Consider the following 24,263-nt stretch of genomic DNA (forward strand, 5'->3'; position numbering starts at 1 on the left):
AGCGTTGTTTGCTAGAGTTGCATCGACCTGCAATACCGAGCCGAGCTCCGCTCTTGAAACGCATAGAGATCGGCTCCCTTTCCCCCCTCGCCCCCTTAGGGGGAGAGGGCTGGGCGGGCGGCATTCCGATGACAGGGTGAGCTTTTGATCTTCAAAGTTTCAGATCAGCGTTTTTGCAACCACCCCAAAAAACCACCTTTTTTCACCGCCACCGGTTTGGCCATCAACGCGAGGCGACTGTTCTGCTGACGCACCGCCTGCAACTTGTTCAAGGCCCGGCCGACTTCGCTGCGCTTGTCCATGCACTCACGGGTCAACTGTTTGTCGAGACGATAGATGATGCTCGACGTCAGCGCTGTGAACGTCGCCTGCGACGGAGTATCGGCAAGAATGCTCTGTTCGCCCATGACTTCGCTCGGCCCCATGCGCCCGGCCTCGGTCTGGCCATTGCCGTCCGGCACCGTCGCGCTGACCACGCCCGTGGCGATCACGAACAGACTGTCCGGCACCTCGTCCAGATCCAGCACCACCTGACCGGCCGTGTACTGTTGCGCGACCATCGACTCAGCGAGGCGATCGCGTTCTTCACTGCTCAGCGAACGGAAAATCTTCACCTCATCCAGCAATGCACGAGCACGGCTCGACGGTTCGATCACGCCGTCGGGATGCCGGGAAATACCCGCCGCTTCGAGATGGCGGTGGGCGAGGTCGAAGAGTTGATTGCGCACTTCGCTCTTCTTGCCCAGCTCAGCGATGAAACCGCTGGCAACGTATTCCGACATGGTTTCGCCGGCCTCTTTGAGCACGGCTTTCGGTGCCGGGCTGAGCAGCAGCGAACTGCTGCCCTGCAAGGTACGATCAAGGGCATCCAATACCCGCCGCGGGCGAATGTGGTTCGGCACTTTGATACTGATCGAGACGCCGTGCATGTTGCTCGGCCGGCTGAGGTTGACGATTTTCGCCTTGGCCGCCACCGAGTTCGGTACGACGGCCATGGTGCCGGCGCTGGTCAGCAGGTGGGTGGCGCGCCAGTCGATATCGAAGACCTTGCCTTCTACGCCGTCGATCATCACCAGATCGTCCACTTGATACGGCTTGGTGGTGTTGAGGACGATGCCGGAAAACACGTCGGCGAGGGTGCTTTGCAGCGCCAGACCGACCACGATGGCGACTACCCCGGAAGTGGCCAGCAGACCTTTGACTGGCAGCTCCAGCACGTAACCTGCTGCCGCAACAATGGCGACCAGAAACACCAGCGCGCCGATGACATCCTGCAACAAGCGTCCGCTGTGACCGATGCGGCGCATCAGCGCCAGGCCGATCACTTCGGTCAGCACCCGTGCTGCGTACAACCACCAGAGAATCCCCAGCGCCGTCGCCCCCAGTTGTGCCACGCGATCATCAGCGAACAGCGGAGCCTGCAACGGGCTGACACCGGCATTGATCACCAGCGCGCTGAACGCCAGAAACAGCGCCAGACGTACGCCGACTCGCGGCGCGCGGTGGCTGAAAGGCGAGAAGTGCCAGAGCGCGGCGTCGAGCAGCAACAGCACAGCGCTCCAGGACAGCAGGTGGGCGTGGAAAAGAGTCATGACCGGTACTCCGCGACGCTGGTGAGAAAAAAGATCGCAGCCTGCGGCGGCTCCTACAGGGAATCGTATTCCAGGGTAGGCGCTGCCGCAGACTGCGATCTTTTGCTTTTATGGATTCAGATGAGTCTTCAGCTCGGCTGCCGCTTGGCGCACCGCAGCCTTAACCTCTGGTATCTGGCTCAGCGGATTAAGCAGGCCGAAGTCATGAATCATCCCGTTGTAGCGCACCGAGGTCACCGGCACGCCGGCCGCATCCAGGTGCCGCGCATAGCCTTCGCCTTCGTCACGCAGCACGTCGAACTCGGCGGTCTGCACCAGCGCAGCGGGCAGGCCCTTGAGCTGTTCGGCGCTGGCGTTGAGCGGCGAGGCATGGATCTGCGCACGCTCGGCCGGGTTGGTGGTGTAGTTGTCCCAGAACCACTGCATCATGCCCTTGGTGAGGAAATGGCCCTCGGCAAATTGCTGGTACGAACCGTCGTCGAACTGCGCATTGGTTACCGGCCACATCAACAGCTGGAAGCGCAGGGCAGGGGTTTTCTGCTCCTTGGCCATCAACGCCACGACCGCTGCCATGTTGCCGCCGACGCTGTTGCCGGCCACCGCCAGACGCTTGCCATCGACACCGATGTCCTTGCCGTGCTCGGCCACCCATTTCGTCGCGGCGTACGCCTGGTTGATCGCGGTCGGGTACTGCGCTTCCGGCGATGGCGTGTAATCGACATACACCGCAACAGCGCCCGAGCCGACCACCAGATCACGAATCAGGCGCTGGTGCGTCGGGAAATCGCCCAGCACCCAGCCGCCCCCGTGGAAGAACATGAACACCGGCAACTCGCCCTTGACTTTGGCCGGGCGCACCACTTTCAGGTTGAGGGTCTGGCCATCGACCTTGATCGCCTTGTCGCTGACTTCCACACCGGACAGATCAACCTTCACCGAAGCCTGCGCACCGGTCAGCACCGCACGGGCGTCTTTCGGGCTCAGTTGCTCCAGCGGACGACCACCGCCAGCGGCGAGGGCATCGAGGAACGCTTGGGTGTTGTGTTCGACGCCAGGGCTGCCAGCGGCGAAAGCGCTGCTGACGGACAGGGCGAGGAGCGACGCGGCGAGGGTTTTCTTGACGATGTTCATGGTGGAAATCCTTTTGAATGGTTTTGATTTTCTGATCGTTCCCACGCTCTGCGTGGGAATGCAGCCGGGGACGCTCCGCGTCCCAACGATCAGATGGCTGCCTTCGGCAGCTCTTTGTGTTCAGGGTTGTTTTCAAACCGTGAGCACAGATTAATGGGCTGCTGAAAAGCGAAAAAGCGGCTATAAAGCGTTTAACTGTCCACCAGAGAGTGACAATGAACCCGTTCGAAGACATGCGTATTTTTTGCCAGGTCATGGACTCCGGCAGCTTCACCGCTGCGGCCGATCAGTTGGGCCTGTCCAAGCAGTTCGTCAGCCGCCGTTTGATGCAACTGGAAGAGCGCCTCGGTGTGCGCTTGTTGAACCGCTCGACCCGCCGCCTCGACGTCACCCCCCTGGGGCAGAGCTATTACGAATCGGCGTTGCGTTTGCTCGGAGAAGTCGAGCAGGTCGAGCAGGGCATCGCCGGCGAAACCGCCGAGCCGCGCGGCACGATTCGCCTCAGCGCGCCGCTGTCGTTCGCGGTGGCGCATCTGGGTTGTCTGCTGCCGTTGTTCCTGCAGCGTTATCGCGAAGTCACCGTCGAGGTCGATTTAAGCGATCGCCCGGTCGACCTGCTCGGCGAAGGTTACGACCTGGCCCTGCGCATCGGCGTGCTGGAAGACTCGACACTGATCGCCCGGCGCATCGCCAGTATCGAACGGGTCTACTGCGTCAGCCCGGCCTACCTCGCCGAACGCGGCACACCACTCAAACCCGAAGACCTGCACAGCCACGATTGCCTGCCTTACGGCCACGGTCGCTCGGTGCAATGGCGCTTCAACGAAGCACCGGGCAAACCGCTGCTGATCAACGTCACCGGGCGCATGCGCGTCAACAACGGCGAACTGCTGCGGGACGCCGCGGTGCAGGGGATGGGAATTACTTATCTGCCAACCTTCATCGTCGGCGCGGCGTTGAAGGACGGGCGGCTGGTGCCAGTGCTGGATGATTTACGCCCGGAGCCACTGACCCTGTCGGCGGTTTATCCGCAGCATCGCCAGGCTTCGCGGCCGGTGCAGGCGCTGGTGGAGTTTTTGCGTGAGCGGCTTAACCAGAGTCATGTGAATCTTTGATAGTGGTTCCTGCTGGGCAAACGGCGTGTTATCGATTGGGCAAACGTCACACCGTTATTTCCTGCGATGTCTTTATGGATATTCCTGTCGGGTATGCAAAACGCTAAGTATCTCGACTCGATCCGTCACCTCATAAATCACTACGTAGTTAGGATGTACAACGATTTCCCGGGTGCCGGGAGATCGACCTTTACGGTAGAGATGGGGATGAACAGAGAGTGAGGTTGTGGATTCTTCGATCGCCAATGTATCTGAGGATGTTCGAAAGATCGGCCTTGGCTTCGGGCCGCCACTCAATCTGCATCGGCCTTTTTTCGCATGGATTCGATCAAGGCATGCATGTCCGCCATCACGTCCTCATGGGGGAGACTCGGATGGGGATCATCTCTGGACGCCTGCACCTTGGCTCGCAACCAGCGATCATGACTGGCAGCCTGCTCGTCGTTTTCAAACCCTGAATCGTCGGGAAAGATTTTGCCGTCCATTGTGCCTCCGGGATCAATGCCTGGCAGTCTATTCGGTACAGGGATTGCTGTCGTCGTTGTCTGGATGAACTGCATCTGGGTCGAGCTCCATGAGTACTTGTAGTTCGACAAATCCTAGCCTGAGCGCTTCCGACGGCCAACCGACGGAAGATGTAGGAAAACGGTTGGGGTATCCCGAGTTCCTTCCTATTTCTGTAGGACTCGCTGAAGAGGACTGCGCAGTGTGATTACAACATTGGAACAACCGCCACCCCGGGTCTGTTCTAGACTCACGCCGCTCAATCACGAGTCTCACCCGGAGTAGCGCCATGGAAGTGCCCAACCCCAAAACCGCCATCGAAAGCAATCGACAGGCGTGGAACGATTCCGCCCGTCATCATCAGGATTCGCCGGACTGGCAGGCATTGCTCAACGATGTCGCGCAGGCAGAGTTTTGCTGCCTTGATGACACTTTGCGCGGCTTGCTGGACGTCGACGGCAAAGACGTGATTCAACTGGGCTGCAATAACGGTCGGGAGAGCCTGTCACTGTTTGCGCTGGGTGCGCGCAGTGTCGTCGGCGTCGATCAATCGGCAGCGTTTCTTCAGCAGGCCCGCGAGCTGAATAGCCGCTCGCCGCATACTGCCGAATTCGTCGAGTGCGACATCCACCATCTGCCCGCATCGCTGCATAACCGCTTCGACGTAGCCCTGATCACCATCGGGGTACTCAACTGGATGCCTGACATCGGCGAATTCTTCCGTCATGTCGCGCAGGTGCAGAAGCCGGGCGGCAAACTGGTGATCTACGAAACCCATCCGTTTCTGGAAATGGTTGATCCGCAGGCTGAAGATCCCTACCGCCTCGCCAGCTCGTATTTCCGTGTCGAGCCGTTTGTGCAGGAAGAACCGATTGTGTATGTCGGCAAGGTCGAGCAGCCGGCGGCGAAGTCGTACTGGTACGTGCATACGCTGGGCGCGATCTTCAGCGGCGCCATTGGAGCGGGGCTGCGCATTGTGGATTTTCAGGAATATGCGCATTCGAACCGGGAAGAGGTGTATGACTGCTACCTGAACCAGCAGGCGCAGTTGCCGATGTGCTTTAGCCTGGTGGTGAGCAAGGCCTGAGAACCTTTTTTGCGACGGCTGGCCTCTTCGCGAGCAGGCTCGCTCCCACATTGGTTTCGCGTACGGCGACTATCCAGTGTAGGAGCGAGCCTGCTCGCGATGGCGGCCTTGCGACAGCTACAAAATTCAGGTAACGGCGCGATTAAGTACGTGCCCCGGCTGCGCATAAAGATCAATGCCCAACGCATGAATCACCTTCAACACTGTGTCAAAGCGCGGCTTCGCTCCGGGAGCAAAAGCTTTGTACAAACTTTCACGACCCATGCCTGAATCCTTGGCGATCTGCGTCATTCCTCGCGCCTTTAACACGTAGCCGATTGCGCGAAGGAATTCTTCGCTGTCTCCGTCTGCAAGCACCTGTGACAGGTACTCACTGATGGCTTCATCACTGTCGAGCAGGGCGACCATGTCGAAATTCGTCAAAGTCTGGCTCATGGTTAAACCTCCTTTGCCATTTTTTGTGCGCGTCGGATGTCTGCGCTTTGTGAGGATTTGTCGCGCCCGATGTCGTGCTTGACTCTATCCAAGTGGATACAGATAAACAGTCGGCCAAGTCTTTCCCGAATGTTGGAAGTGTCGTCACAGTTTGTAGGCAACCAGCCAATCGCTTGTGAGAGCTGCGGGTGCAGCTACTGGCCTCATCGCAAGCAGGCTCGCTCCCACAGGGAAACGCATTCCAGTGTGGGAGCGAGCCTGCTCGCGATGGCGTTATCAAAACCGCCGCAAATATTCAGCCTGAATCAAGCCTGCGCGGGCGTACTTGCTACTGGTCTTTCCGGCTTGCGCAGCGCCTCCAGCCTCGACTCGCTGTAGCGCGTTTCGCGGAAGAAGCGCCAGTGGCCGAACAGGTCGTAAACATGCGTGATCCGCCCTTGTTCCTTATAGCCCAAGCGCACATGCATCTTCAGGGCCTGGATATTGGCGTTGTCACAGATATCCACCACCTTTTTATACCCCCCGGCGTCCATGACTTGCCAAAGTGCGGTCTGTGCGTCGACGGTCAAGGTGCTGCCGAAATAGGGCCGGGCAATTTCGGCACCGAACTGGAAGTACTCACCGGGCTCGATCGTGAACGTGTAGCGGTAGAAGTGCCGATCGTAATAGTCGCGGGTACTGGCCCAGACGAACCCGACGGTGTGGCCTTCCTGGTCCAGGTACATGTGCCCCGTGTGCCCTTCAGCGGCCAATTCGGCCATGGTCTGCACACGGTCACCAAAGTACTTGCCGAAAGCCTTGGCGTTATCCTCGGTGATGTCGACTCTATGTAAACCTTCACAGGGGCGCAGTTTGTTCGGCGCGATCGGCGTGACCAGATCGCGCTCCATCCACAGCAATTCACGGTGAGCGAAGACATAACGTTTGCCGAAAGCGCCAAGGGTGCGGCGCAGGCCTTTTTGTTTGATGCGCAGAAGCAGTTTGTCGATGACGTTCATGATGCTCTCCGAGGCGCTAGCCCTGGTGTGGTGGATGATGTTGCCGGTTGAGTTGCGCAGGTATTTGCCGCTTTCGGTTTGCCGGCACGCTGTGCGCGCCATTTTTGCAGGGCCGGTTTGACGCAGTACCAAAGACGCAGGCCCAGGCCCAGCAGCAAGCCACTGGGGCGCCATGAGTAGAAGCTCCAGCGCCAGTGTTCCAGTTGTCCGGTCATGCGCTCGTGCAGTTGATGACTGGAGTTATCCAGGCTGACCCGCGAGGCATCGATCCAGTGCCATTGCTCGTCCAGGCCCCAGCGAATCCATTCCTCCAGCAGCACTCGACCGCTGCCCAGATCGGCATGTTGCGGCAGGAACGCCAGGTTGTAGTCGTAGAGGCGGCCCTGCTCGAGCAGGCCCAGCCGATAACTTATGCAGCGGCCGTCCAGCTCCAGTGTCACCACTCGCACCAGCCCTTGAGCGGCAAGGGCGGTGAAGGCGCTCTGTATCCATTGACGGCTGTGGTCAGTTGCGAAAATGCCGACGCCCTCGTCACCTTTCCAACTGACCGACTCGACTTCTTGCAACGCCTGTAAAACCGGAGGCATCGACAGCGCATCGGGGGTGATTCGCCGCACCTGGGCGCCGCACGCGGCAATCCGTTTGCGCGCACGACGCAGTTTGTAGCGCGGGTCGCCGGAAACTTCCTGCTGGTCGGCGTCGCTGATCAGATGCACCGGCACCCGGCAACTCAGGCGCCGTTCAGCGGTGGAGCTACGCGCCATCCAATCGGTGAGGGCACTTTCTTCCCCGGCAGGTTCCGACAGTTCGTTGAGTTGCAGCAGCGCATGGGGCAGGCGCTGACGGATCAGCATCAGCGCATCGCGCATACCCTCTGCGCCGAGCAACGACAGCAGGGCCAACCGATCGGCCAGCGGATAACCCAAGTGGCGCAAGACGCGAAATGGCACGCCCGCGAAGCGTTCGCGGCTGGACACCAGGGGCAGGCACAGGCGCAAAGCCTCTGCTTCCCAGCCGAGCAGAACGTGCAGGCACTGATTCTTTTCCAACGCCTGCTCTGCTGCGCACAACCAGCCGAGGTGGTTGAACGGCGTGTGATCGGCTACGTGAAGGCGCAGCGTTTCATACGCGGTTGCCGGGAAGTCGGCAGCGCACAGCGAGGTGCGCCATTCAAATCGCATCACCATAGGTTCAGGCCGCCGTTGCTGGGACAGGTGGACGAGAATTTTTCCGCAGTGCCTCCAGGCGCGAGCCGCTGTAGCGGGTTTCGCGATAAAAGCGCCAGCGACCGAACAGCGTGTAGATATTCATGATCCGCTGTTGTTCGGTATAGCCCATGCGCAGGTGCAGCTTGAGCGCCGGGATGTTTGTCGACTCACAGACATCGACCACTTTGCGGCAGCCTTTGGTGGCCATGGCTTTCCACAGGCGTAGTTGCAGATCAACCGACAATTCGGTGCCCCAGTAGGCGCGATTCAATTCGCCACCGAACTCGAAAAACTCGCCAGGTTTTACCGGGAACCGGCAGCCGTAGTAATGCCGGTCGATATAGTCGCGCGGCGTACCCCAGATGAACGCAACGGCATCGCCTTGCTCGTCGACATGCATATGCCCGGTATGACCCTCACTGGCCAGCTCGGCCATGACGCCGACACGGTCGCCGAAGTAACGGGTGAAGGCGCTGGCGTTGTCTGCGGTGATCTTCATTACGCGCAGCGGCGGGTAGGGTTTGAGGTTGTGCGGCGGCACGGGGCTGACCAGATCCCGTTCCATCCACAGCAGTTGCCGATGGGAAAAAATGTACATTCTGCGGATCTTCGCCAAGGTCGCTCGCAGACCTTTGCGACGGATATGTCCGCTGAGTTTTTTAAAGATATCCATGGTCTCTTCTCCTGATGAAGGTGCCGCGCGCAGCATCACGCTCGCAGGGCAGAAGGGCGGTTCATGAAGCGTTCCAGTTCAGGGCAAACAGGGTTTGCCCGGGTAATTCGAAACGCACGCGCCCGTTTTCGCAGGCGAACGGTGCGTCGCGGGCGCGATTGTCAGCGCCGAAGAAATGCAGGGCGCCTTGGTTGAGCGGGCACTTGGCACCGCTCAGAGCAACGCGTTGCAGGCGTGTGCCTTTGTTCACCCCGAGTAACGTGCGCTGCTCGTCGCCGGCCATCGCCAGTACGTCCACTTCGAAGGCGTCGTTATCCAGTTGCAGCACGTGCGGCAGCCAATGCCGGGCGATGAATTGCTGGGCCAGGCCCACCGGTTTCAGCTCGAAGCGATCGCCGGCCAACACGCGCACCATGCCCTTGGCGTAGGGCGGTTCGTCGGCCGCCTGAAACCAGTTGAGCATGCTCAGCAAGCCGTCCTGAGAAGCATTGATGACCACCGATGCCCACCACAGCGCGGCGTAATGAGTTTCCTGGTCGTACGGGCTCAGGCTCGAGCCACTGGACAGATTGGTCTGATCGAGCAGCAAGGCTTTGCGCGGCTGACCCTTTGCGTCGAGGCCGACCAGTTGCGCGGCGCGGCGCACGCTGTCGCGGTAGACGCGAGTGGCGAGCAGGTCGCGGATCATCCATTCGTGCCAGGCCAACGCGTCAATCTGATCGGGCGCTTCACTGAGCAGACGCCGTGCCCAATCAATCCCGCGTTTGTCTGCGGCGTTATTGGCGAACGGGCCGTTGACCAAGCGCGAAGTGGCCGGCATGGCGATGCGCACACCGGCGCTGGCATTGGCCGGATTGCTGCGCACCTGGCGGGCCATGCTGACAAAAATCGAGCGGTATTCGTCGTAGCTCGAATAGTTGAGGTTCGGCTCGTCGGCGAAGCCGATGTAGTGCGTGCCTTGACCACCCAAGGCACGAGTACCGGCGAGCCATGTCTCAAGGCCGTTGCTGCTTTGTACATCGGCGCGCAGATTGGCCTGACGCCCGGTGCCGGCGAGCAGGGTGATGTCCTGGCGGATGCCGAAGCGCGTCTGATAAAGCTGGCGAACCGGGTCTTCGAAGCGGGCACTTTTCGACGTTATGTCAACGTAGCTGTAGTAGCTCGCCGCGCTCGGTTTCAACGCATCCAGTACGGCATGACTACTTGCGGGCGGCATCAGATTGGGCAGCGCGATGCCCAGGTCCGGAGTGCGCCCGAGTACCTTGGCGTGCAGGGTCAGGCGGACCTCACCCGATTCTTCATGCACTGGCTGCAGCTGCTGCGGATTCTGCGCAAATAGGTTGGCCGTGCCATCGAGCCAGAACGCCGCTTTGCCGCTGCCCTGCAGGCGCAAGCGCCAGACCTGAGGGCGGTCACTGACCGGCAAGGCCACTTGATCGAATTGCCAATAGGCGCGGTAGGGCTTGAGGGCCAGCGACAGCTGTTGTCCATCGTCCACACGCTGTGCTTGCAGCGCGTTGACGCCGCCATGGTATTTGCCGTTCAGCACCGCGTGTTCGCCAGGGGCGACCTGGAAAAACAGCTCAGTGCCATTGCGGGTTTCGACGCTGAAATGCACCTTGGCCGGACTGAACAGCGCCACGGTGGTTGCGTCATGCTCGACGCGGTAACTGCGGAAGCTGTAGCCGGGAATCTCCAGGCGATAACCGGCAGCTCCCGGCACCAGCGGCCAGCTTTGCGAACCGCGAACCTCACTGGCCTTGATGAAGCGATCACCTTGCAAGCGGCCATGGCCGTCAAGCAGATAAATATGCTCTTCATTGGCCTCGGCCTGCCACGCCGGAACCCAGCGCACGGTGACTGTATCCGGGCGGTCGGCTTGCAGATACAGGCTGCCGTCGCGAATGTCGCCCCACTGCATGGGCGCAGCGAAGGCGTTCAGCGTCATGCCGAGTCCGAGCAGCAGGGCCAGGCGCCTCATGCGGCTTTCCTGCGGTGCAGCATCAGCCACATCGGGCTGAGGTCACCGGGCAGAATGAACAGCGTGTGCCAGAACGGCACGCCGCTCAGCCTGCAATAAAGCACCAGCATCGCCAGGGTCACTGCCAAATAGGCGATCGAGGACGCCGCCGCTGCGCCGACGATGCCGTAGTTGGGGATCAGCAGCAGGTTCAGGCCCAGGTTGAGCAACGCCCCAACCCCCATCATCAGCGAGACCGTGGCAGGGCGGTTCTTGCCGATCAGGTCCAGGCGCAGAATGCTTGCGTAGCACAGGCCCAACAGCCCCGGCAGCAAAGCCAGCAGTGCCGGATACGCGGGTTGGTAGGCGACGCCGAACAGGGTGATGATCAGCCATTCGCCGATCAGCGCCATGGTGATGCAGGCGCAGAGCATTACCGTCGCGGTCAGGCGCAGCGCCAGCGGCGTGACCTTGTCCATGCCCTTGTCCTGTTGCAGCAGACGCTTCATCAGCGGTGTGGTGACCGCTTCCGGAACGATCAGCAACAGTTCAGCAGCGGCGCTGGCCATGGCGTAATGGCCGAGCGCGCTGCTACCGAGCAGGGCGCCGATGAACAAGTAATCGGAGCGCAGGATCACCTGTTGGAACAGCAGGTCCGGATGGCTGCGTGCACTGAATTTCAGCAGCTCCTTCTGGCTTGCACGATCCCATTGCAGTTTCAGCGGCTGTGCGCGTTTGAGCCACATCCAGCCCACCAGTACCACCAGGCTGATACCGGCCAGCCAACTGATGAGCGCCGCTTCGAGTGCCGCCTCTTTCCACATCCAGAACAGCGCAACAAAAAGCAGCAGCGGTGCCAGCGATTCGATCAGGCGCAGAACATTGAAGGCGACCACGCCACCCGACGCGTTGTGCAAGGTCAGCAGGCCGCTTTTGAGCACGGTCAGCGGTACCGCCAGCAGCAACAGCCAGGCCAGCAGACCGAGCTGCATCGTGACATCGAGTTCGCTGCCAAATTCTCGCGCCAGCGCCACCACCAGCAACGTCAGCAGCCCGGCGAGCAGACAACCGAACACCAGCACCTGGGCGAGCAACAGCCCCATCGGCCGCTGGTTAGCCGCTTGATAACCGACTGCCGAATTCAGGCCGCCGCTGGTCGCCGCACTGATCAGATCCGGCAGGGTGCTGAGCAGCGCGAACAGACCGCGTTCGCTCGGCCCGAGAATCCGCGCCAGCAACACATTGCGCAGCAGGCGCAGGGCGATCATCGCCAGTTTGGTGCCCATGCTCAGGGCGAGGTGCTTGATGTAGCTGCCGCGACTCATGGCCGTGCCCCGCGAAAGATCCGTAGCGACAGCAGCTCCGGATTGCGCGCGGTACGTTGGCTGACGCCGAAGCGCGGCAGGTTCAGCGGGTCGCCGGCGCCGCGATAGAGTCCGGTGGACGTGCCAAGCGCAAACGGATAATCGTGATTGGCGACCTGCTCGCGCACGCGCTCATCGTTGTCGCCGTTGGGGTAGCAATACACCGGCAGTGGCCGATTGCAGCCGTTGTGCAGGGCGTCGCGGCTGCGGCTGATTTCTTCGTGCAGACGCATGTCATCCAGGCCAGTGAGGATCGCATGACTGGCGCCGTGGGGGCCGAAGCGCACCAGACCGGACGCTTCCATGGCGCGCACCTGATGCCAGTCCAGCGCTTGTGGCAGAGAATCCGGCGGACACTCATTGGTCAGACGTTCGAGTTCCTGCGGATCGAGGCTCTTCAGCCCTTGCAGGTAATGCAGGAGCGCCAGGCTGCGCCGGTCGACATCGATATCGTCGAGCAACACCGGCAACGGATGACCGGTGATGCGCAGGTGCTCGATCAGGTGCATGCGCGCCTTTTCGCCATGGCTGCCCCACAGCGTTTCACCGACGCTTTCCCACCAGAACCGTTGCCGACTGCCAATGAAATCGGTGGATAGAAAAATGCTCGCCGGCACCTGATATTTCTGCAACAGCGGATAGGCATTGACCGCGTTGTCACGCCAGCCGTCATCGAAGGTCAGCGCCACGCGCGGGCGCTCGGTGCGCAGGGCGTTGGGCTGCAACAACTCCATTAGCGGCACGCAATCGAAATGCTTGCGCAGCCATATCAGCAAGTGTTCGAACGCCTGCGGGCCGACACACAGTTCATTGCGGTGCGGCAGGTTGGCGGCACGGTCGTTGGCCAGCACTCGGTGGAGCATCAGGATGACTCCGGCCCCGTGCAACTGGCTGCGCCCCACGGACGAGTTGAGATAGAGCCAGCCGCTGGTGCGTTTTATCAGTTGTTTGATAGCCATGGCATGCGCCCTCTCAACGATTCTGGTCAGGATTCCACTGTGCGTACCGTTGCCCGCGCAGGAACTGCCACAGGCCGACGCTCATGCCTGCCAGCGTCACCAGCAGGAAGGCCGCGAGGCGGAACGGTTTCGGTAAACGGTGTTGCGAATCCAGCAGGCCGGCGATGGCAATCGAGTAACCGAGCAATTGCGCGAGCAGGCTCAGGCGATAGAAACCGTGCTGGTTCCACAGCCAGAAATTGCTCAGCAGCAGCGGCAACAACAGCACCGGCGCCAGTCGACGAATCAGTTTGTGGCTGATCAACGCGATCGAATACAGGCCGTGCTTGAAGGGATTGAGCAGTTCACGGCGTTGCGCCAGGCTCTGCAGGCCACCGACGGTGACCCGCTGGCGGCGACGCCATTGCTTGTCCGCTTCGTCGACGCCCTGATCGATCACCTGCGCCTCGGGCACGTAGACGATGCGTTTATGCGCCACCGGTGCGCAGGTACTGATGAAGAAATCATCGTTGACCTCGGCCGGCACGGTCTGGAACAGCTCGCGACGCAAGGCGAGCAGGGCGCCGTCGGCGGAGACCATGCAGCCGGTGCGATTCTCGACCCGGCGCAACCAGCCTTCGTAATGCCGATACAGGCTGTCGCCGATGCTCAGGCCGCCACCGGTAACCGGGATCACCATGTGCCCCGCGCAGGCGCCGACCTGCGGATCGCTCAACGGCGCGAGCAAGTGGCCGAGGGTGTCGCGCGACCACTGGTTGTCGGCATCGGTGAACACCAGAATGTCGCCGCTGCTCAGGGCGGCGCCGGCATTCAGGGTGGCGGCTTTGCCCTGGCGCGGCAGGTCGAGCACGGTGATGCGCGGATCAATCACTTTGTGCGCGCAAGCCACGGTGTCATCGGTCGAACCGTCACTGGCCAGAATGATCTGCAACGCGGCCGGCTGATAGTCCTGAGCCAGCAGCGTGCGCAGCTTGTGCTCGATATGGCGTGCCTCGTTGTGCGCGGCAATCACGATGCTGACGTGCAGCGGCGGTGCGGGGGCATGTCGCCAGGCCGGGAACAGTGGCGCGAGCAAGGTGAGCAGCAGCGGATAGCCGATGTAGGCGTACGCTGGCAACAACAGGCACAGGCAAAAAATGAGTTCAGCCACGGGCAGGCCTCCTTGCATTCCAATGACACAGACCGAGAATCAATGCTGCGCTTGCCAAGTGCAGGCGCACCCAGTGCAGGCCCCAGAGCTGCAAGGTCAGGCTGAGGTTATGCTGGCGAATGCTTTGCCGCAGGCTGAGCAGCAGACTGGGCAGCAGGCCTGCCATCAGCAGCAGTAACGCCTGCTGCGCGTAGCCGCCCAGCAATGCGACGATCGCCAGAGCATCGAGCAACCACACCAGCAATGACAGCAGCGGAAACCGCAGCAGGCGCAGGCTCATGCCGTGGGCACGGAGCAATTGCAGGTGACTGCCCTGACGCCACAGTTCCTTGCCGATCCATTCGCGCCAGGTCATTTCGTACCCCCAATGCAGGGCGACGCTGGTATTGACCGACAGCAGGCGAGCACCGTGTCGGTGCAGACGCAGGGTGTATTCCTTGTCCTCGCCGGTGCGCAGGGTTTCGTTGAATCCGCCGACCTTGTCGAACCACTGCTTGCGCATCAGCAGGTTGGCACTGGGCAGCCATTGCACAGTGCGCGTGGCGCGGCCCGACGGGCGCAACGAGCGGCGCTGCCACGCGGCGGCGAACCATGGCGCGGCAGCAGGGGTGTGCAGGTCGAGGCCGAAGACGTCACCCTGGTCGCCCGCAGCCAGAGCCAACATCTGCTTCAGCCAGTCTTCCGGCATCTCGATATCGGCATCAATGAACGCCAGCCATTCACCACGGGCAACCGTTGCGCCTCGATTGCGCAAGGCACCGATCAGCAGGCCGGGCACCAGCAGAACCTGCGCGCCAAATGCGCGGGCGATCTGTGGACCTTCGTCGGTGGAGCCGTTGTCGACGACGATCAATTCACAGTCGATGTCGGCTGCGTGCGCGGCCTTGCTGGCGGCCAGCAGCGTTCGGCCGATGTGCCGGGCTTCGTTGAACATCGGAATGACAATGCTGATCCGGCTCATGCTTTGGCCTCCGTCAGCGCTGCCTGCTCGGCTTTCAGGCGCAGCACCCAGGTCAGCGCCAGCATGATCCACAGGTATTTCAGGTTCGGCGCACTGAGGAACATCAGGAACAGCGTCAATGACAGAAAGCTCATGCCCAGATGGGTAACCATGCCTGCGTGCTGCCACTCGCGCCGTTGCAGCCACGTGCGTCGTGCACGGATCAGGTTATAGAAACCCTGCACCAGCATGCCGACAAACAGCAGGCCGGCGGGAATCCCCAGTTCGCTGAAGATCTCCAGATAAGTGTTATGCGCCCGGCGATACAGGTCGCCGATCTTGCGGTTGGCCGAGAACGCCTTGGCATAACCGGTGGTCGCGTAGTGCAGCGGGAAGGTGCCAGGGCCGGAGCCGAGCAGCGGATGCTCGCGAATGATCTGGCTGCCAACGACAATGTACGAGGCGCGACGGCCGAGGGATTCGTCCTGGGCCTTGGCCCCGGCGCTGAGGATGCTCAGCGATTGAATGCGTGCCAGATAACCGGCCGGCATCGCATAGATCGCCAAGGGCAGGATGATCGCAGCACCGAGCATGGCGAAGCCGAAATGCCGTGGACGAATGCGGTTCAGCTGCTGGCGGTAGTGCCAGACCCCGATTGCCAGACTCAGCGCCAGTACCACCAGCCCCGAGCGCGACTCGGTTTTGGTCATGCCGCCGAGCAGCAACAGACAGCAGCCAGCCCAGAACAGACGATGCAGCAGGTTCGGGCTGCGAATCACCAGCAGCAGGCCCAGCGGCACGGCGAAAGCGATCAGCAGGGCAAAAGCGTTGGGGTCTTCGAGCAGGCCGGCGGCGCGGCCCTTGTCCTGGAATCGGCTGGAAAACATCGCCATCGCGCAGGTCGTGCTGACGCTGAGGGTGACCAGTCGGGCGAACAGATCCAGATTCAATTCACGGCCGATCAACAGGGTGATCACGAACAAGACCAGGCCCACGCTCAGTTCACGCAGATGAGTCTGCGACATGCCCAGATTGTCGCTGGCGAACAGGCTCAGCAGGTACAGCGCCATGAAACCGATCAGGTAACGCCACAGATTGCTGCGCAGGCGCTGCGAGGGGATCTGGTGCAGCGCCAGTTGCAGCATCACGATTACTGCCAGCGAGGCACCGATCAATTTGCTGCCCGATACCGAGCTGTCCTTGAAGAAACCTTCGAACGGCACCAGCGCGGCAATGCCGAGCAGGCCCCAGGTTGGCTTGCGGTACAGAACGGTGAAACCGACCAGACCAATAACCGCCCCCGGTGCCAGATACGGCCAGGGACTGGCCAGCAAACCGAGGCTGACCAGGGCGAACAGACTGACGATCGAGAGCGGGAAAATCATGCGCGTGTCTCCCGTGCCGTTTGGATGTACAGCTGCGACCAGCATTCGGCCAAAGCCTTGAGGTCGTAGCGCTCCTGTTGGGTGCGTCTGGCGTTGTCGCGCAACTGCGCGGCCAGCTTCGGTTCGGCCAGCAGTGTGTCGAGCTGGCGGGCGAGGGCGGCGGTATCCGTCGGCGCCGCGAGCAGGCCGTTGTGACGGTCCTGCAGGACATCGGGAATACCACCGACCGCGAACGCCACCACCGGCACGCCGGCCTGCATCGCTTCGAGCAGAATCATCGGCGTGCCCTCGGTGCGCGAGCTGATCACCAACGCATCGAGTTGTTGCCACCAGCCTTGCATCGCCGTCTGGTAGCCCGGCAAGCGAATCCGCTGCTGCAACCCGGCAGCATCGATGCGCGCCTGCAAGGCCTCGCGTTCCGGGCCGTCGCCGAGCATCACCGCGTCCAGTTGCGGATGCTGGTGACACAACGCAATCAGCGCATCGAGAAACAGATCCGGGCCTTTTTCGCTGCTCAACCGGCCGACGTAACCGGCCAGCCAGCGTTGCCGCTCTGCCAGCGGCGGCATCGCTGGCGCCGCTGGCAAACCGTTGGGAATCACCTGCAACTTCTCCGCGCTGACGCTGGCCTTCAGATGCAGCGTGGCGATGCTGTGCGCCACGCAAACCACCCGTTTCACCGAGGCCGTGCGGCACAGTTGCAGGCTCAGCCAGGTGTAGAACTTCTGCTTGCGACTGCGCGGCGTGAAGCCGTGCTGGGTGATCACCAGCGGCAGGCGCAACAGCGTGGCGCCGACCCAGCCGAACAACAGGCCTTTGAAGTTGTGGGTGTTGAGCAACGGTTGGTCGCCACGGCGCTGACGCAAGTGCCGCAGCAATTTGCCGAGCCCGGCACAAGCGCGAGCGTCCACCCCGGCCTCACGAAAGCGCGCGATCAGTTCTGGCGGCGCGTCGAGGAACAGCACCTGGTGCTGCCCCGGCGTGGCCAGGCAATGATCCAGCAACATCCGCTCGGCCCCGTAGAAGCCGCCGCTGCTGAGCAAATGAATGATCGGCAGGGCGACGATTGGGGTGGACACCGCGTTCAATTGCGCACCCAGTGAACCAGGCTCGGCATGGTCCAGTTCTTGTGCGGATTGCCCGGCTGCGACGTTTCTTCGTTGAGCACCAACAACACTGGCACGCCCAGTTCATGGCTGATTTGCGCCGGATGCTTGAAGCGATGGTCGAAGAACTCACGCACATAGACGAACGCGATTGCCAGCAGCAGCCCGGTGAACAGCCCGAATGGAATGATCAGCATCGGCTTGGGAAAAGCCGCTTCGGTCGGCTCGAACGGTGGACTCAATACCCGGGCGTTGGACAAGTCGTTGTCCAAAGCGCGTGTCGTGCTGCTCTCGGCGAAGCGTTGCGCATAGGTGGAAAACGCTGCGTGCAAGGCGCCGATCTCGGTATCCATCTGACGCAGCTTGCTTTGGGTCTGCTGCAGCTGATGGATGCGATTCTTGAACTCGGCAATGCGCGCGGTTTTCTGCTCGATGACCTGGCTCACCACCGACAGGTCGATCGTGCGTTCCTGGATGCGGTTGTTGACCACTTTGAGGAACTGTTGGCGGGTGCGGGCAATTTGCTCGCGGGCCAGCAACATCGGCTCGCTGCCAGGCTGGAATACCGCCAGGTCATTCATATAGCGGCTGACCTGAGTGGTCAGCGCCTCGCCCATCTGCCTGATCTCGCGGTCCTCGAAGGCAATGTTGTCCACCGTCGTGGTGAAGGTGAACGGGAAGGTGTAGTCGTTGAGCTTGTTGGTGTTGGCGGCGGCCAGGCTGGTTTTCAGGTAATCGAGCCAGCGTTGGCTCTGCAGCAAGCGATCGCGATACAGGTTGAGTGCCTGCTCTTCGGTGTTGATCGCGTTGAGGCGAAAGGTGATTTCCTCTTTCGGGTCGGAAGAACCGACGCTTTCCAGCAGGCTCAGCCGCGCGCCTTCAAGACCATCGAGCCGCACCTGATACTGATGCTTCTTGGTTTCGTAGAACGAATGCGGCAGCTCGATCGATTGCAACGCCTGACGATCGACCAGATAGTTCTGCAGCAACGCGGCAACAAACGTTGTGCCTTGGGCCGGATCGGGAAAGCTGTAGACGATCGAGATCACATTGGAACCCGGCAGGGTTTCGATCTTCAGGTTGTCGATGGCGTCCTGGGTCAAACCGTCCAGTGCCGTGTCGCGCACCGGATCGGTTTGCATGCCCAGCGCATCACGCAGCGGATTGATCACGTATTCGCGCAGCGGCGTGCTGACGTAACGCTTGAACGGCTCGCCCGCCAGCTTGCTGAGCATCCCCGGCGGCGGGTTGTACTGACCCATGTCGCGCAGTTCGCTGATGGTCTGACGGATCAGCGCCGGCGAACGGAGGATGTTGCTTTCGGTTTCCATGTCCGCCAGCGACGGCGGAATGAAGGTGGCGCTGTCCTGGGTCAGCGAGGTGGTCGCATCGCCCTGAGACAGCTTTTTCGACTGCACGATGACCTGCGCGGTGATATCGAAGCTCTGTTTGAGCAACAACGGCAGGAGCAGGGCGATCACTGCAAAGGTCAGGAAGATGCGCTTCACCGTTTGCTTGTTGGCGAAGAAAATCCTGAAGAACTCGTGCAGGTAATTTTCTTTTGGGTTCATGTCGGTCACCTGAGAGTCAGTTGTCACTGCCTTTGTTGTCGACGCGGTAGCCGAAGCTGAAACCGACGCCCTGGAACAGCACCACATCAGCCAGTTGGCGGGCGAGTTCGCCGGCGCTGGCCAGTTTGGTTTTTGGCACGTAGAGCATGTCGTCCGGCTGCAGATAGGCGATTTGTGGCGCGTCCCCGGACAAGGCCTTTTCGACGTCGTAGTTCATCGCCTGCACCTGATTGCCGTTGCGCCGCATGATCACCACCGAATCCAGCCGCGCCTTGACGTTGGTGCCGCGCGCCAGAGTCAGCGCCTCGAGCACTGACACCGGCCGGCGGATCGGGTAGGAGCCCGGTTGTGCGACTTCGCCGAGCACGTAGATCTCGTTGCCGGCGGTGGACTTGAGCAGCACATCCACAGTCATGCGGCCCGGCAGTTGCGCGTATCTCTGATTGAGGAAGGTTTCCAGCTGATTGACGGTCATGCCTTGCAGCGGCACCGCGCCGATTTCCGGAAAACTCGCGTAGCCATCAGTGCCGACGGTGATCTCGCGGCTCATGCCGGTGGCCGGATGGTTCAGCGCACTTTTAAGGTTCTGCTCGTTGCTCAGCGGGCTGAGAATCTGTACCGAGAGCTGATTGCGGTTGGGTTGGAACAGTTGCTTGCGCTGATACGCACGCTGGATTTCCTGACGGGCTTCTTCGCTGGTCAGCCCGGCGATTTTCACCGAGGTGTTGGCGCCCGGCAGTTCGATAGTGCCGTCGGGCAGCACCAGTTGCGTGCCGTTGAGCTGACTGGCGGCGGTGAAATTCAGGCCGATCTGGTCACCTGATTGCACGCGGTAAGCGTCCGAACCGCTGGTGCTGATGTGAAAGATCACATCCAGCACGTCTTTCGGGCGCAGGGTCTGTTCGACCCGCGGCATGTCGGTGGCCTGGGCGTTGGCCGGTGTGGCGGTGAGAATATTCACCGGCATGTTGCGGGTCTCGGAAGTGCTGGTGCAGCCCGCAAGCGGCAGCAACAGCAGGACAAGCATTCTAGCGTTCATGGCGTCATCCTTTGTGCGTTCGCTTACAGGTTTTTGTAAAGCCATTTGGGCATGTAGTACTTGCGCCGGTTGAACACGCTGCCGACCACTTTCGCCCCGGCCTGAGTCAGGCGTTGCACAGCGGCCTGGGCGACTTCCCAGCGGGTGTCTTCGGCGCGCACGACAAACACCACGCCGTCGACCTGAGTGCTGATGACCAGGGTGTCGGCGGCGGAATACACCGCGTCGCCGTCGATCACCACAAAGCGGTACTGGCTGCCCAACTGGTCGAGCAACGGGCTCAGGCGCTCGGCGGTCAGGTGTTCCAGCGTGCGGATCGGCCGGCCGTTGGGCAGCACATGGAAGGGCAGGCTCGAGACCTGCACCACGCAGTCCTGCAACAGCGGCGGGTTGCCCGGGTTGAACAGCAGGTCGCGCAGGCCGCGCTCCTTGCCGAGGTTCATCTGCTGGGTGAGGTTGTTCGCCGACTGGCTGGCATCGACCAGCAGCACCTGGCCGCTGCTCATCTGCGCCAGTTGACTGGCCAGTGCCAGCGCGCTGGTGGTGGTGCCGGCGCCGGGGTTGGCGGCGGTCAGGAACAGAATGCGCAGATCGAGATCCAGCACGGTCGAAGTCAGATTCGATTCGCTGGGGCTGGCGATGCTCAGGCTTTTATTGGTTGAACCGTCCATTAGCTTGCTCCGTGGCCGCTGAATACTTTGAAGGGGGTTTTCAACAGAATCTTCAGATCAAGCAGAAGGCTCTGCTCGGCGATGTAGCTGAGGTCCAACTCAACGCGCTGGTCGAAGTCGATGTTGCTGCGTCCGGAGATCTGCCACAGACCGGTCATGCCGGGGTAGATCGCCAGACGCGCGAGGTGATTGTCCTTGTAGCGGTAAGCGTTGAACGAGGTCGGGCGAGGGCCGACCAGGCGCATGTCGCCGGTCACCACGTTGATCAGATTCGGCAGCTCATCGAGGCTGGTGCGCCGCAGAAAACTGCCGATGCCGGTGACGCGCGGGTCCTTGTCGATCTTGAAGTCGATGGCGTCTGCCCCGTGCTTGTTCAGATGGCGCAGCGACTCTTTGAGTTCTTCGGCGTTGCTGACCATGGTGCGGAACTTGAACATGCCGAACTTGCGCCCGCGATAACCGGTGCGTTTCTGCACGAACAGCACCGGCCCCGGGCTGGTGAGCTTGATGGCCAGGGCCAGACCCAGCAGCACTGGCGAGATCAGCACGAGAATCGTCAGCGCGCCGAGGCAGGCGACCACCCGATTGGTCCGCGACAGCTGCCATGGGCGGCCGCCATCGCGGCCGCTGAGCCAGCCGCGACCCTGACGGTGGATCGCCGCGTCCAGGCGCATGCGATGTTCCGGGTCGACGCGCTTGTCAGGGCGCATCTGTGCAATCGACACACTTCTTTCATGTCCAGTCATGGCGTCCTCCGCATTCAATCAGCCGCAAGCGGCGCACGGGCAGTGGGGTAGTAGTCGCGGAACCAGGCGATGAAGCGGCCCAGTCCTTCATCCAGTTCTATCCGGGGCTGGAATCCGGTGGCCTGGGCCAGATCGCTGGCCTCGGCGCAGGTGTTGAGCACGTCGCCCGGTTGCAGCGGCAGCAGCTCGACAATGGCTTGCTGATCGAGATGTTTTTCCATCAGCGCGAGGTAGGTTTTCAGCGCGACCGGCTGCTGCCCGCCGATGTTGAACAGGCGCCACGGCGCCATGCTGCTGGCGGGGTCGGGCTGCTCGCGATCCCACTGCGGATTGGCTTGCGGTGGCTGATCGATGAGGCGAGCGATGCTTTCGATGATGTCGTCGATGTAGGTGAAATCGCGCTGATGCTCGCCGTAATTGAACAGCTTCAGCGGCTCGCCTTCGCTGATCGCCCGGGCGAACTGGATCGGCGACATGTCCGGCCGGCCCCAAGGCCCGTACACGGTGAAAAAACGCAGGCCGGTGCAGGGAATGCCGAACAGATGGCTGTAACTGTGCGCCATCAGTTCATTGGCTTTTTTGGTCGCGGCGTACAGCGACAGCGGATGGTTGACGCCATCCTTGACCGAGTAAGGCGTGTGCTGATTGGCGCCGTACACCGAACTCGACGAGGCGTAGATCAAGTGCTCGACCGGGTGATGCCGGCAGCTCTCGAGAATGTTCAGGAAACCGTTGAGGTTGCTGTCCAGATACGCCCGTGGATTGTCCAGCGAATAACGCACCCCGGCCTGCGCGGCGAGGTGGATCACCACTTGTGGCAGCTCGCGGGCAAACAGCGCATCGATCGCCGAAGCGTGGGCCAGATCCACCGTGGCCAGCGGAAAATCGCCAACCTGCTCGCGCACCCACTGCACGCGGTCGTGCTTGAGCTGCGGGTCGTAGTAGTGGTTGAAATTGTCCAGGCCGACCACCGAATGCCCGTCGCGCAGCAAGCGCAGGACGCAATGGGCACCAATGAAACCGGCGGCACCGGTCACCAGAATCTTCATGGCCGCAGACCTTCAGGGGCGATGTGGCGCAGGCCGATGCCGCTGTAATGCAGGCCGGCGGCGGCAACCTGTTCCGGGTTGTACAGGTTGCGCCCATCGATGATCACCTTCGAACGCAGTTTCTCGGCGAGCAGCTCGAAATCGACTACGCGGAAGTTTTTCCACTCGGTGCAGATCACCAGCGCGTCGGCGTCTTCGAGGGTGTCGTCGCGGGTCGCGCACAGGTGGAGGTCGTTGCGGTAGCCGTAGATGCGCCGGCACTCGGACATGGCTTCCGGATCATAAGCCTGCACGCTGGCGCCTTCGGCCCACAATGCATCCATCAGATAACGGCTCGGGGCTTCGCGCATGTCGTCGGTGTTCGGTTTGAACGCCAGGCCCCAGACCGCAATGGATTTGCCGGCCAGGCCCTGGGGAAACTGCGCGCGCAATTTGCTGAACAGGATGTGCCGTTGGCTGTCATTGACGTCGGTGACGCTGCGCAGCAATTTCAGCGGCATGCCGTTGTGTTCGGCGGTGTGCAGCAAGGCCCGCAGATCCTTGGGAAAGCACGAGCCACCGAAGCCGCAGCCCGGATAAATGAAGTGGTAGCCGATACGCGGGTCGGAACCGATGCCTTTGCGCACCGCTTCGATGTCGGCGCCGAGCAGTTCGGTGAGGTTGGCCAGTTCGTTCATGAAACTGATGCGGGTGGCGAGCATCGCGTTGGCCGCGTACTTGGTCAGCTCGGCGCTGCGGTTGTCCATGAACATCAGTTTTTCGTGGTTGCGGCAGAACGGCGCGTACAGCTCGCTCATCTGCTCGCGGGCAGCGTCATCGCGGGTGCCGATGATGATCCGGTCCGGGCGCATGCAGTCGGCGAGGGCGCTGCCTTCCTTGAGAAATTCCGGGTTGGATACCACGCGCACCTGCAGCTCGGCTTTGCCGCGCAACAGCAATTCGCTGGTGGCCGTGGCCAGGACTTGATCGGCAGTCCCGACCGGCACCGTGGATTTGATGATCAACGTGCGATCGGCCTCCATCAGGCCGGCAATTTGCCGGGCGACGTTGAGCACATGGCTGAGGTCGGCAGAGCCGTCTTCGTCCGCGGGGGTGCCGACGGCGATGAAAATCAGCTCGGCGTGAGTTACCGCATCACTGGCCTGAGTGCTGAACAACAAGCGCCCGGCCTTGATGTTTTCTTCAAGTGTTGCGGACAGGCCTGGTTCACTGATGGGCGGCACCGCTTGTTGCAGTTGTTTGATCTTGTTCGGATCAATATCAATGCATAAAACCCGATGGCCGACATCGGCAAGTGCAGCGGCTTGTATAAGTCCGACATAGCCAGTGCCAAATACGCTCACGTCCATCTGCGCACCTCAATAAAACCAGAAAAGTTAATTACGGATGAGATTGTTAAAGGGGTATAGCGCAGGGTTTGGAAAGCGTGTCAGCAAAATGACATGTTGCACGGGTATAACACTTGAGGCGTTTTTGGCGATTGGCCATCAAGTCATTGCTGCGATTGAATTTGTTGTTTTCTCGCAGATTTGTTCAGATTTTATTTAACCGACAGACGGTCTAAGTCCCCGAAATTAAAG

Annotated in this window: 22 protein-coding genes and 1 pseudogene; 2 read left to right on the forward strand and 21 right to left on the reverse strand. The window is 61.2% G+C overall.

Going from position 1 to position 24,263, the window contains the following annotated elements:
- Positions 1-164: 164 nt before the first annotated feature.
- Entirely contained in the window at positions 165-1,592 is a 1,428-nt protein-coding gene (locus OK411_RS11170) for a mechanosensitive ion channel family protein (RefSeq protein WP_264364876.1), read from the reverse strand.
- 108 nt (positions 1,593-1,700) lie between these two features.
- Positions 1,701-2,723, reverse strand: a complete 1,023-nt coding sequence (locus OK411_RS11175; RefSeq protein WP_264364877.1) for an alpha/beta hydrolase — start codon at positions 2,721-2,723, stop codon at positions 1,701-1,703.
- A gap of 215 nt (positions 2,724-2,938) precedes the next feature.
- Here OK411_RS11175 and OK411_RS11180 point away from each other — a divergent pair, with 215 nt between their 5' ends.
- Positions 2,939-3,838: a LysR family transcriptional regulator gene (locus OK411_RS11180; protein WP_217879718.1), complete on the forward strand. Its 900-nt coding sequence runs from the start codon at positions 2,939-2,941 to the stop codon at positions 3,836-3,838.
- Between the two features lie 72 nt (positions 3,839-3,910).
- Here the strand turns inward: OK411_RS11180 and OK411_RS11185 are convergent.
- A pseudogene (locus tag OK411_RS11185) lies at positions 3,911-4,142 on the reverse strand (type II toxin-antitoxin system RelE/ParE family toxin).
- Positions 4,132-4,323 carry a hypothetical protein gene (locus tag OK411_RS11190; RefSeq protein WP_038862015.1) on the reverse strand — a complete coding sequence of 64 codons (192 nt, stop codon included), beginning with the start codon at positions 4,321-4,323 and terminating at the stop codon, positions 4,132-4,134. The pseudogene OK411_RS11185 and the gene OK411_RS11190 overlap by 11 nt, the downstream one beginning before the upstream one ends.
- 308 nt (positions 4,324-4,631) lie before the next feature.
- Between OK411_RS11190 and OK411_RS11195 the strand changes: the two genes are divergently transcribed.
- Positions 4,632-5,429, forward strand: a complete 798-nt coding sequence (locus tag OK411_RS11195) for a class I SAM-dependent methyltransferase (protein ID WP_264364878.1) — start codon at positions 4,632-4,634, stop codon at positions 5,427-5,429.
- 126 nt (positions 5,430-5,555) lie between these two features.
- On the opposite strand, the gene OK411_RS11200 is transcribed toward OK411_RS11195, so the two are convergent.
- The 17 genes from OK411_RS11200 to OK411_RS11280 all read right to left on the reverse strand — a co-directional run bounded on the left by OK411_RS11200 (position 5,556) and on the right by OK411_RS11280 (position 24,032).
- Entirely contained in the window at positions 5,556-5,864 is a 309-nt protein-coding gene (locus OK411_RS11200) for an addiction module antidote protein (RefSeq protein WP_071171759.1), read from the reverse strand.
- Between the two features lie 305 nt (positions 5,865-6,169).
- On the reverse strand, positions 6,170-6,862 hold the full coding sequence (locus OK411_RS11205; RefSeq protein ID WP_136493992.1) for an N-acetyltransferase: 693 nt from the start codon (positions 6,860-6,862) through the stop codon (positions 6,170-6,172).
- Complete coding sequence (locus tag OK411_RS11210; RefSeq protein WP_136493993.1) at positions 6,859-8,049, reverse strand: GNAT family N-acetyltransferase; 1,191 nt, start codon at positions 8,047-8,049, stop codon at positions 6,859-6,861. The genes OK411_RS11205 and OK411_RS11210 overlap by 4 nt, the downstream gene beginning before the upstream one ends.
- 4 nt (positions 8,050-8,053) lie before the next feature.
- Positions 8,054-8,743: a GNAT family N-acetyltransferase gene (locus OK411_RS11215; RefSeq protein ID WP_024012442.1), complete on the reverse strand. Its 690-nt coding sequence runs from the start codon at positions 8,741-8,743 to the stop codon at positions 8,054-8,056.
- 61 nt (positions 8,744-8,804) lie between these two features.
- Positions 8,805-10,724, reverse strand: a complete 1,920-nt coding sequence (locus OK411_RS11220) for a hypothetical protein (RefSeq protein ID WP_264364879.1) — start codon at positions 10,722-10,724, stop codon at positions 8,805-8,807.
- Positions 10,721-12,028 (reverse strand): oligosaccharide flippase family protein, encoded by a 1,308-nt coding sequence (locus OK411_RS11225; protein WP_264364880.1) that lies wholly within the window; start codon positions 12,026-12,028, stop codon positions 10,721-10,723. Before OK411_RS11225 ends, OK411_RS11220 begins: the two co-directional genes overlap by 4 nt.
- Positions 12,025-13,026: a polysaccharide deacetylase family protein gene (locus OK411_RS11230; protein ID WP_024012445.1), complete on the reverse strand. Its 1,002-nt coding sequence runs from the start codon at positions 13,024-13,026 to the stop codon at positions 12,025-12,027. The genes OK411_RS11225 and OK411_RS11230 overlap by 4 nt, the downstream gene beginning before the upstream one ends.
- A 13-nt stretch (positions 13,027-13,039) precedes the next feature.
- Positions 13,040-14,176: a glycosyltransferase gene (locus tag OK411_RS11235; RefSeq protein WP_264364881.1), complete on the reverse strand. Its 1,137-nt coding sequence runs from the start codon at positions 14,174-14,176 to the stop codon at positions 13,040-13,042.
- Positions 14,169-15,137 carry a glycosyltransferase gene (locus OK411_RS11240; protein WP_264364882.1) on the reverse strand — a complete coding sequence of 323 codons (969 nt, stop codon included), beginning with the start codon at positions 15,135-15,137 and terminating at the stop codon, positions 14,169-14,171. The genes OK411_RS11235 and OK411_RS11240 overlap by 8 nt, the downstream gene beginning before the upstream one ends.
- The gene (locus OK411_RS11245; protein WP_264364883.1) at positions 15,134-16,501 is read right to left on the reverse strand and encodes an O-antigen ligase family protein; all 1,368 of its coding nucleotides are present in this window, start codon (positions 16,499-16,501) and stop codon (positions 15,134-15,136) included. The genes OK411_RS11240 and OK411_RS11245 overlap by 4 nt, the downstream gene beginning before the upstream one ends.
- Positions 16,498-17,589, reverse strand: a complete 1,092-nt coding sequence (locus tag OK411_RS11250) for a glycosyltransferase family 4 protein (RefSeq protein ID WP_264364884.1) — start codon at positions 17,587-17,589, stop codon at positions 16,498-16,500. Before OK411_RS11250 ends, OK411_RS11245 begins: the two co-directional genes overlap by 4 nt.
- Complete coding sequence (locus OK411_RS11255) at positions 17,586-19,178, reverse strand: GumC family protein (protein WP_056784537.1); 1,593 nt, start codon at positions 19,176-19,178, stop codon at positions 17,586-17,588. The genes OK411_RS11250 and OK411_RS11255 overlap by 4 nt, the downstream gene beginning before the upstream one ends.
- 16 nt (positions 19,179-19,194) lie before the next feature.
- Positions 19,195-20,217, reverse strand: a complete 1,023-nt coding sequence (locus OK411_RS11260; RefSeq protein WP_016774099.1) for a polysaccharide biosynthesis/export family protein — start codon at positions 20,215-20,217, stop codon at positions 19,195-19,197.
- 23 nt (positions 20,218-20,240) lie between these two features.
- Positions 20,241-20,888 carry a CpsD/CapB family tyrosine-protein kinase gene (locus OK411_RS11265; RefSeq protein WP_024012451.1) on the reverse strand — a complete coding sequence of 216 codons (648 nt, stop codon included), beginning with the start codon at positions 20,886-20,888 and terminating at the stop codon, positions 20,241-20,243.
- Complete coding sequence (locus OK411_RS11270) at positions 20,888-21,634, reverse strand: sugar transferase (RefSeq protein ID WP_016774101.1); 747 nt, start codon at positions 21,632-21,634, stop codon at positions 20,888-20,890. The genes OK411_RS11265 and OK411_RS11270 overlap by 1 nt, the downstream gene beginning before the upstream one ends.
- Before the next feature lie 14 nt (positions 21,635-21,648).
- On the reverse strand, positions 21,649-22,683 hold the full coding sequence (locus OK411_RS11275; RefSeq protein WP_110598953.1) for an NAD-dependent epimerase: 1,035 nt from the start codon (positions 22,681-22,683) through the stop codon (positions 21,649-21,651).
- Positions 22,680-24,032: a UDP-glucose dehydrogenase family protein gene (locus OK411_RS11280; protein WP_264364885.1), complete on the reverse strand. Its 1,353-nt coding sequence runs from the start codon at positions 24,030-24,032 to the stop codon at positions 22,680-22,682. The genes OK411_RS11275 and OK411_RS11280 overlap by 4 nt, the downstream gene beginning before the upstream one ends.
- Between the last annotated feature and the right edge of the window lie 231 nt (positions 24,033-24,263).

Source organism: Pseudomonas sp. RG1, from assembly GCF_025910115.1.
GTDB lineage: Bacteria > Pseudomonadota > Gammaproteobacteria > Pseudomonadales > Pseudomonadaceae > Aquipseudomonas > Aquipseudomonas atacamensis.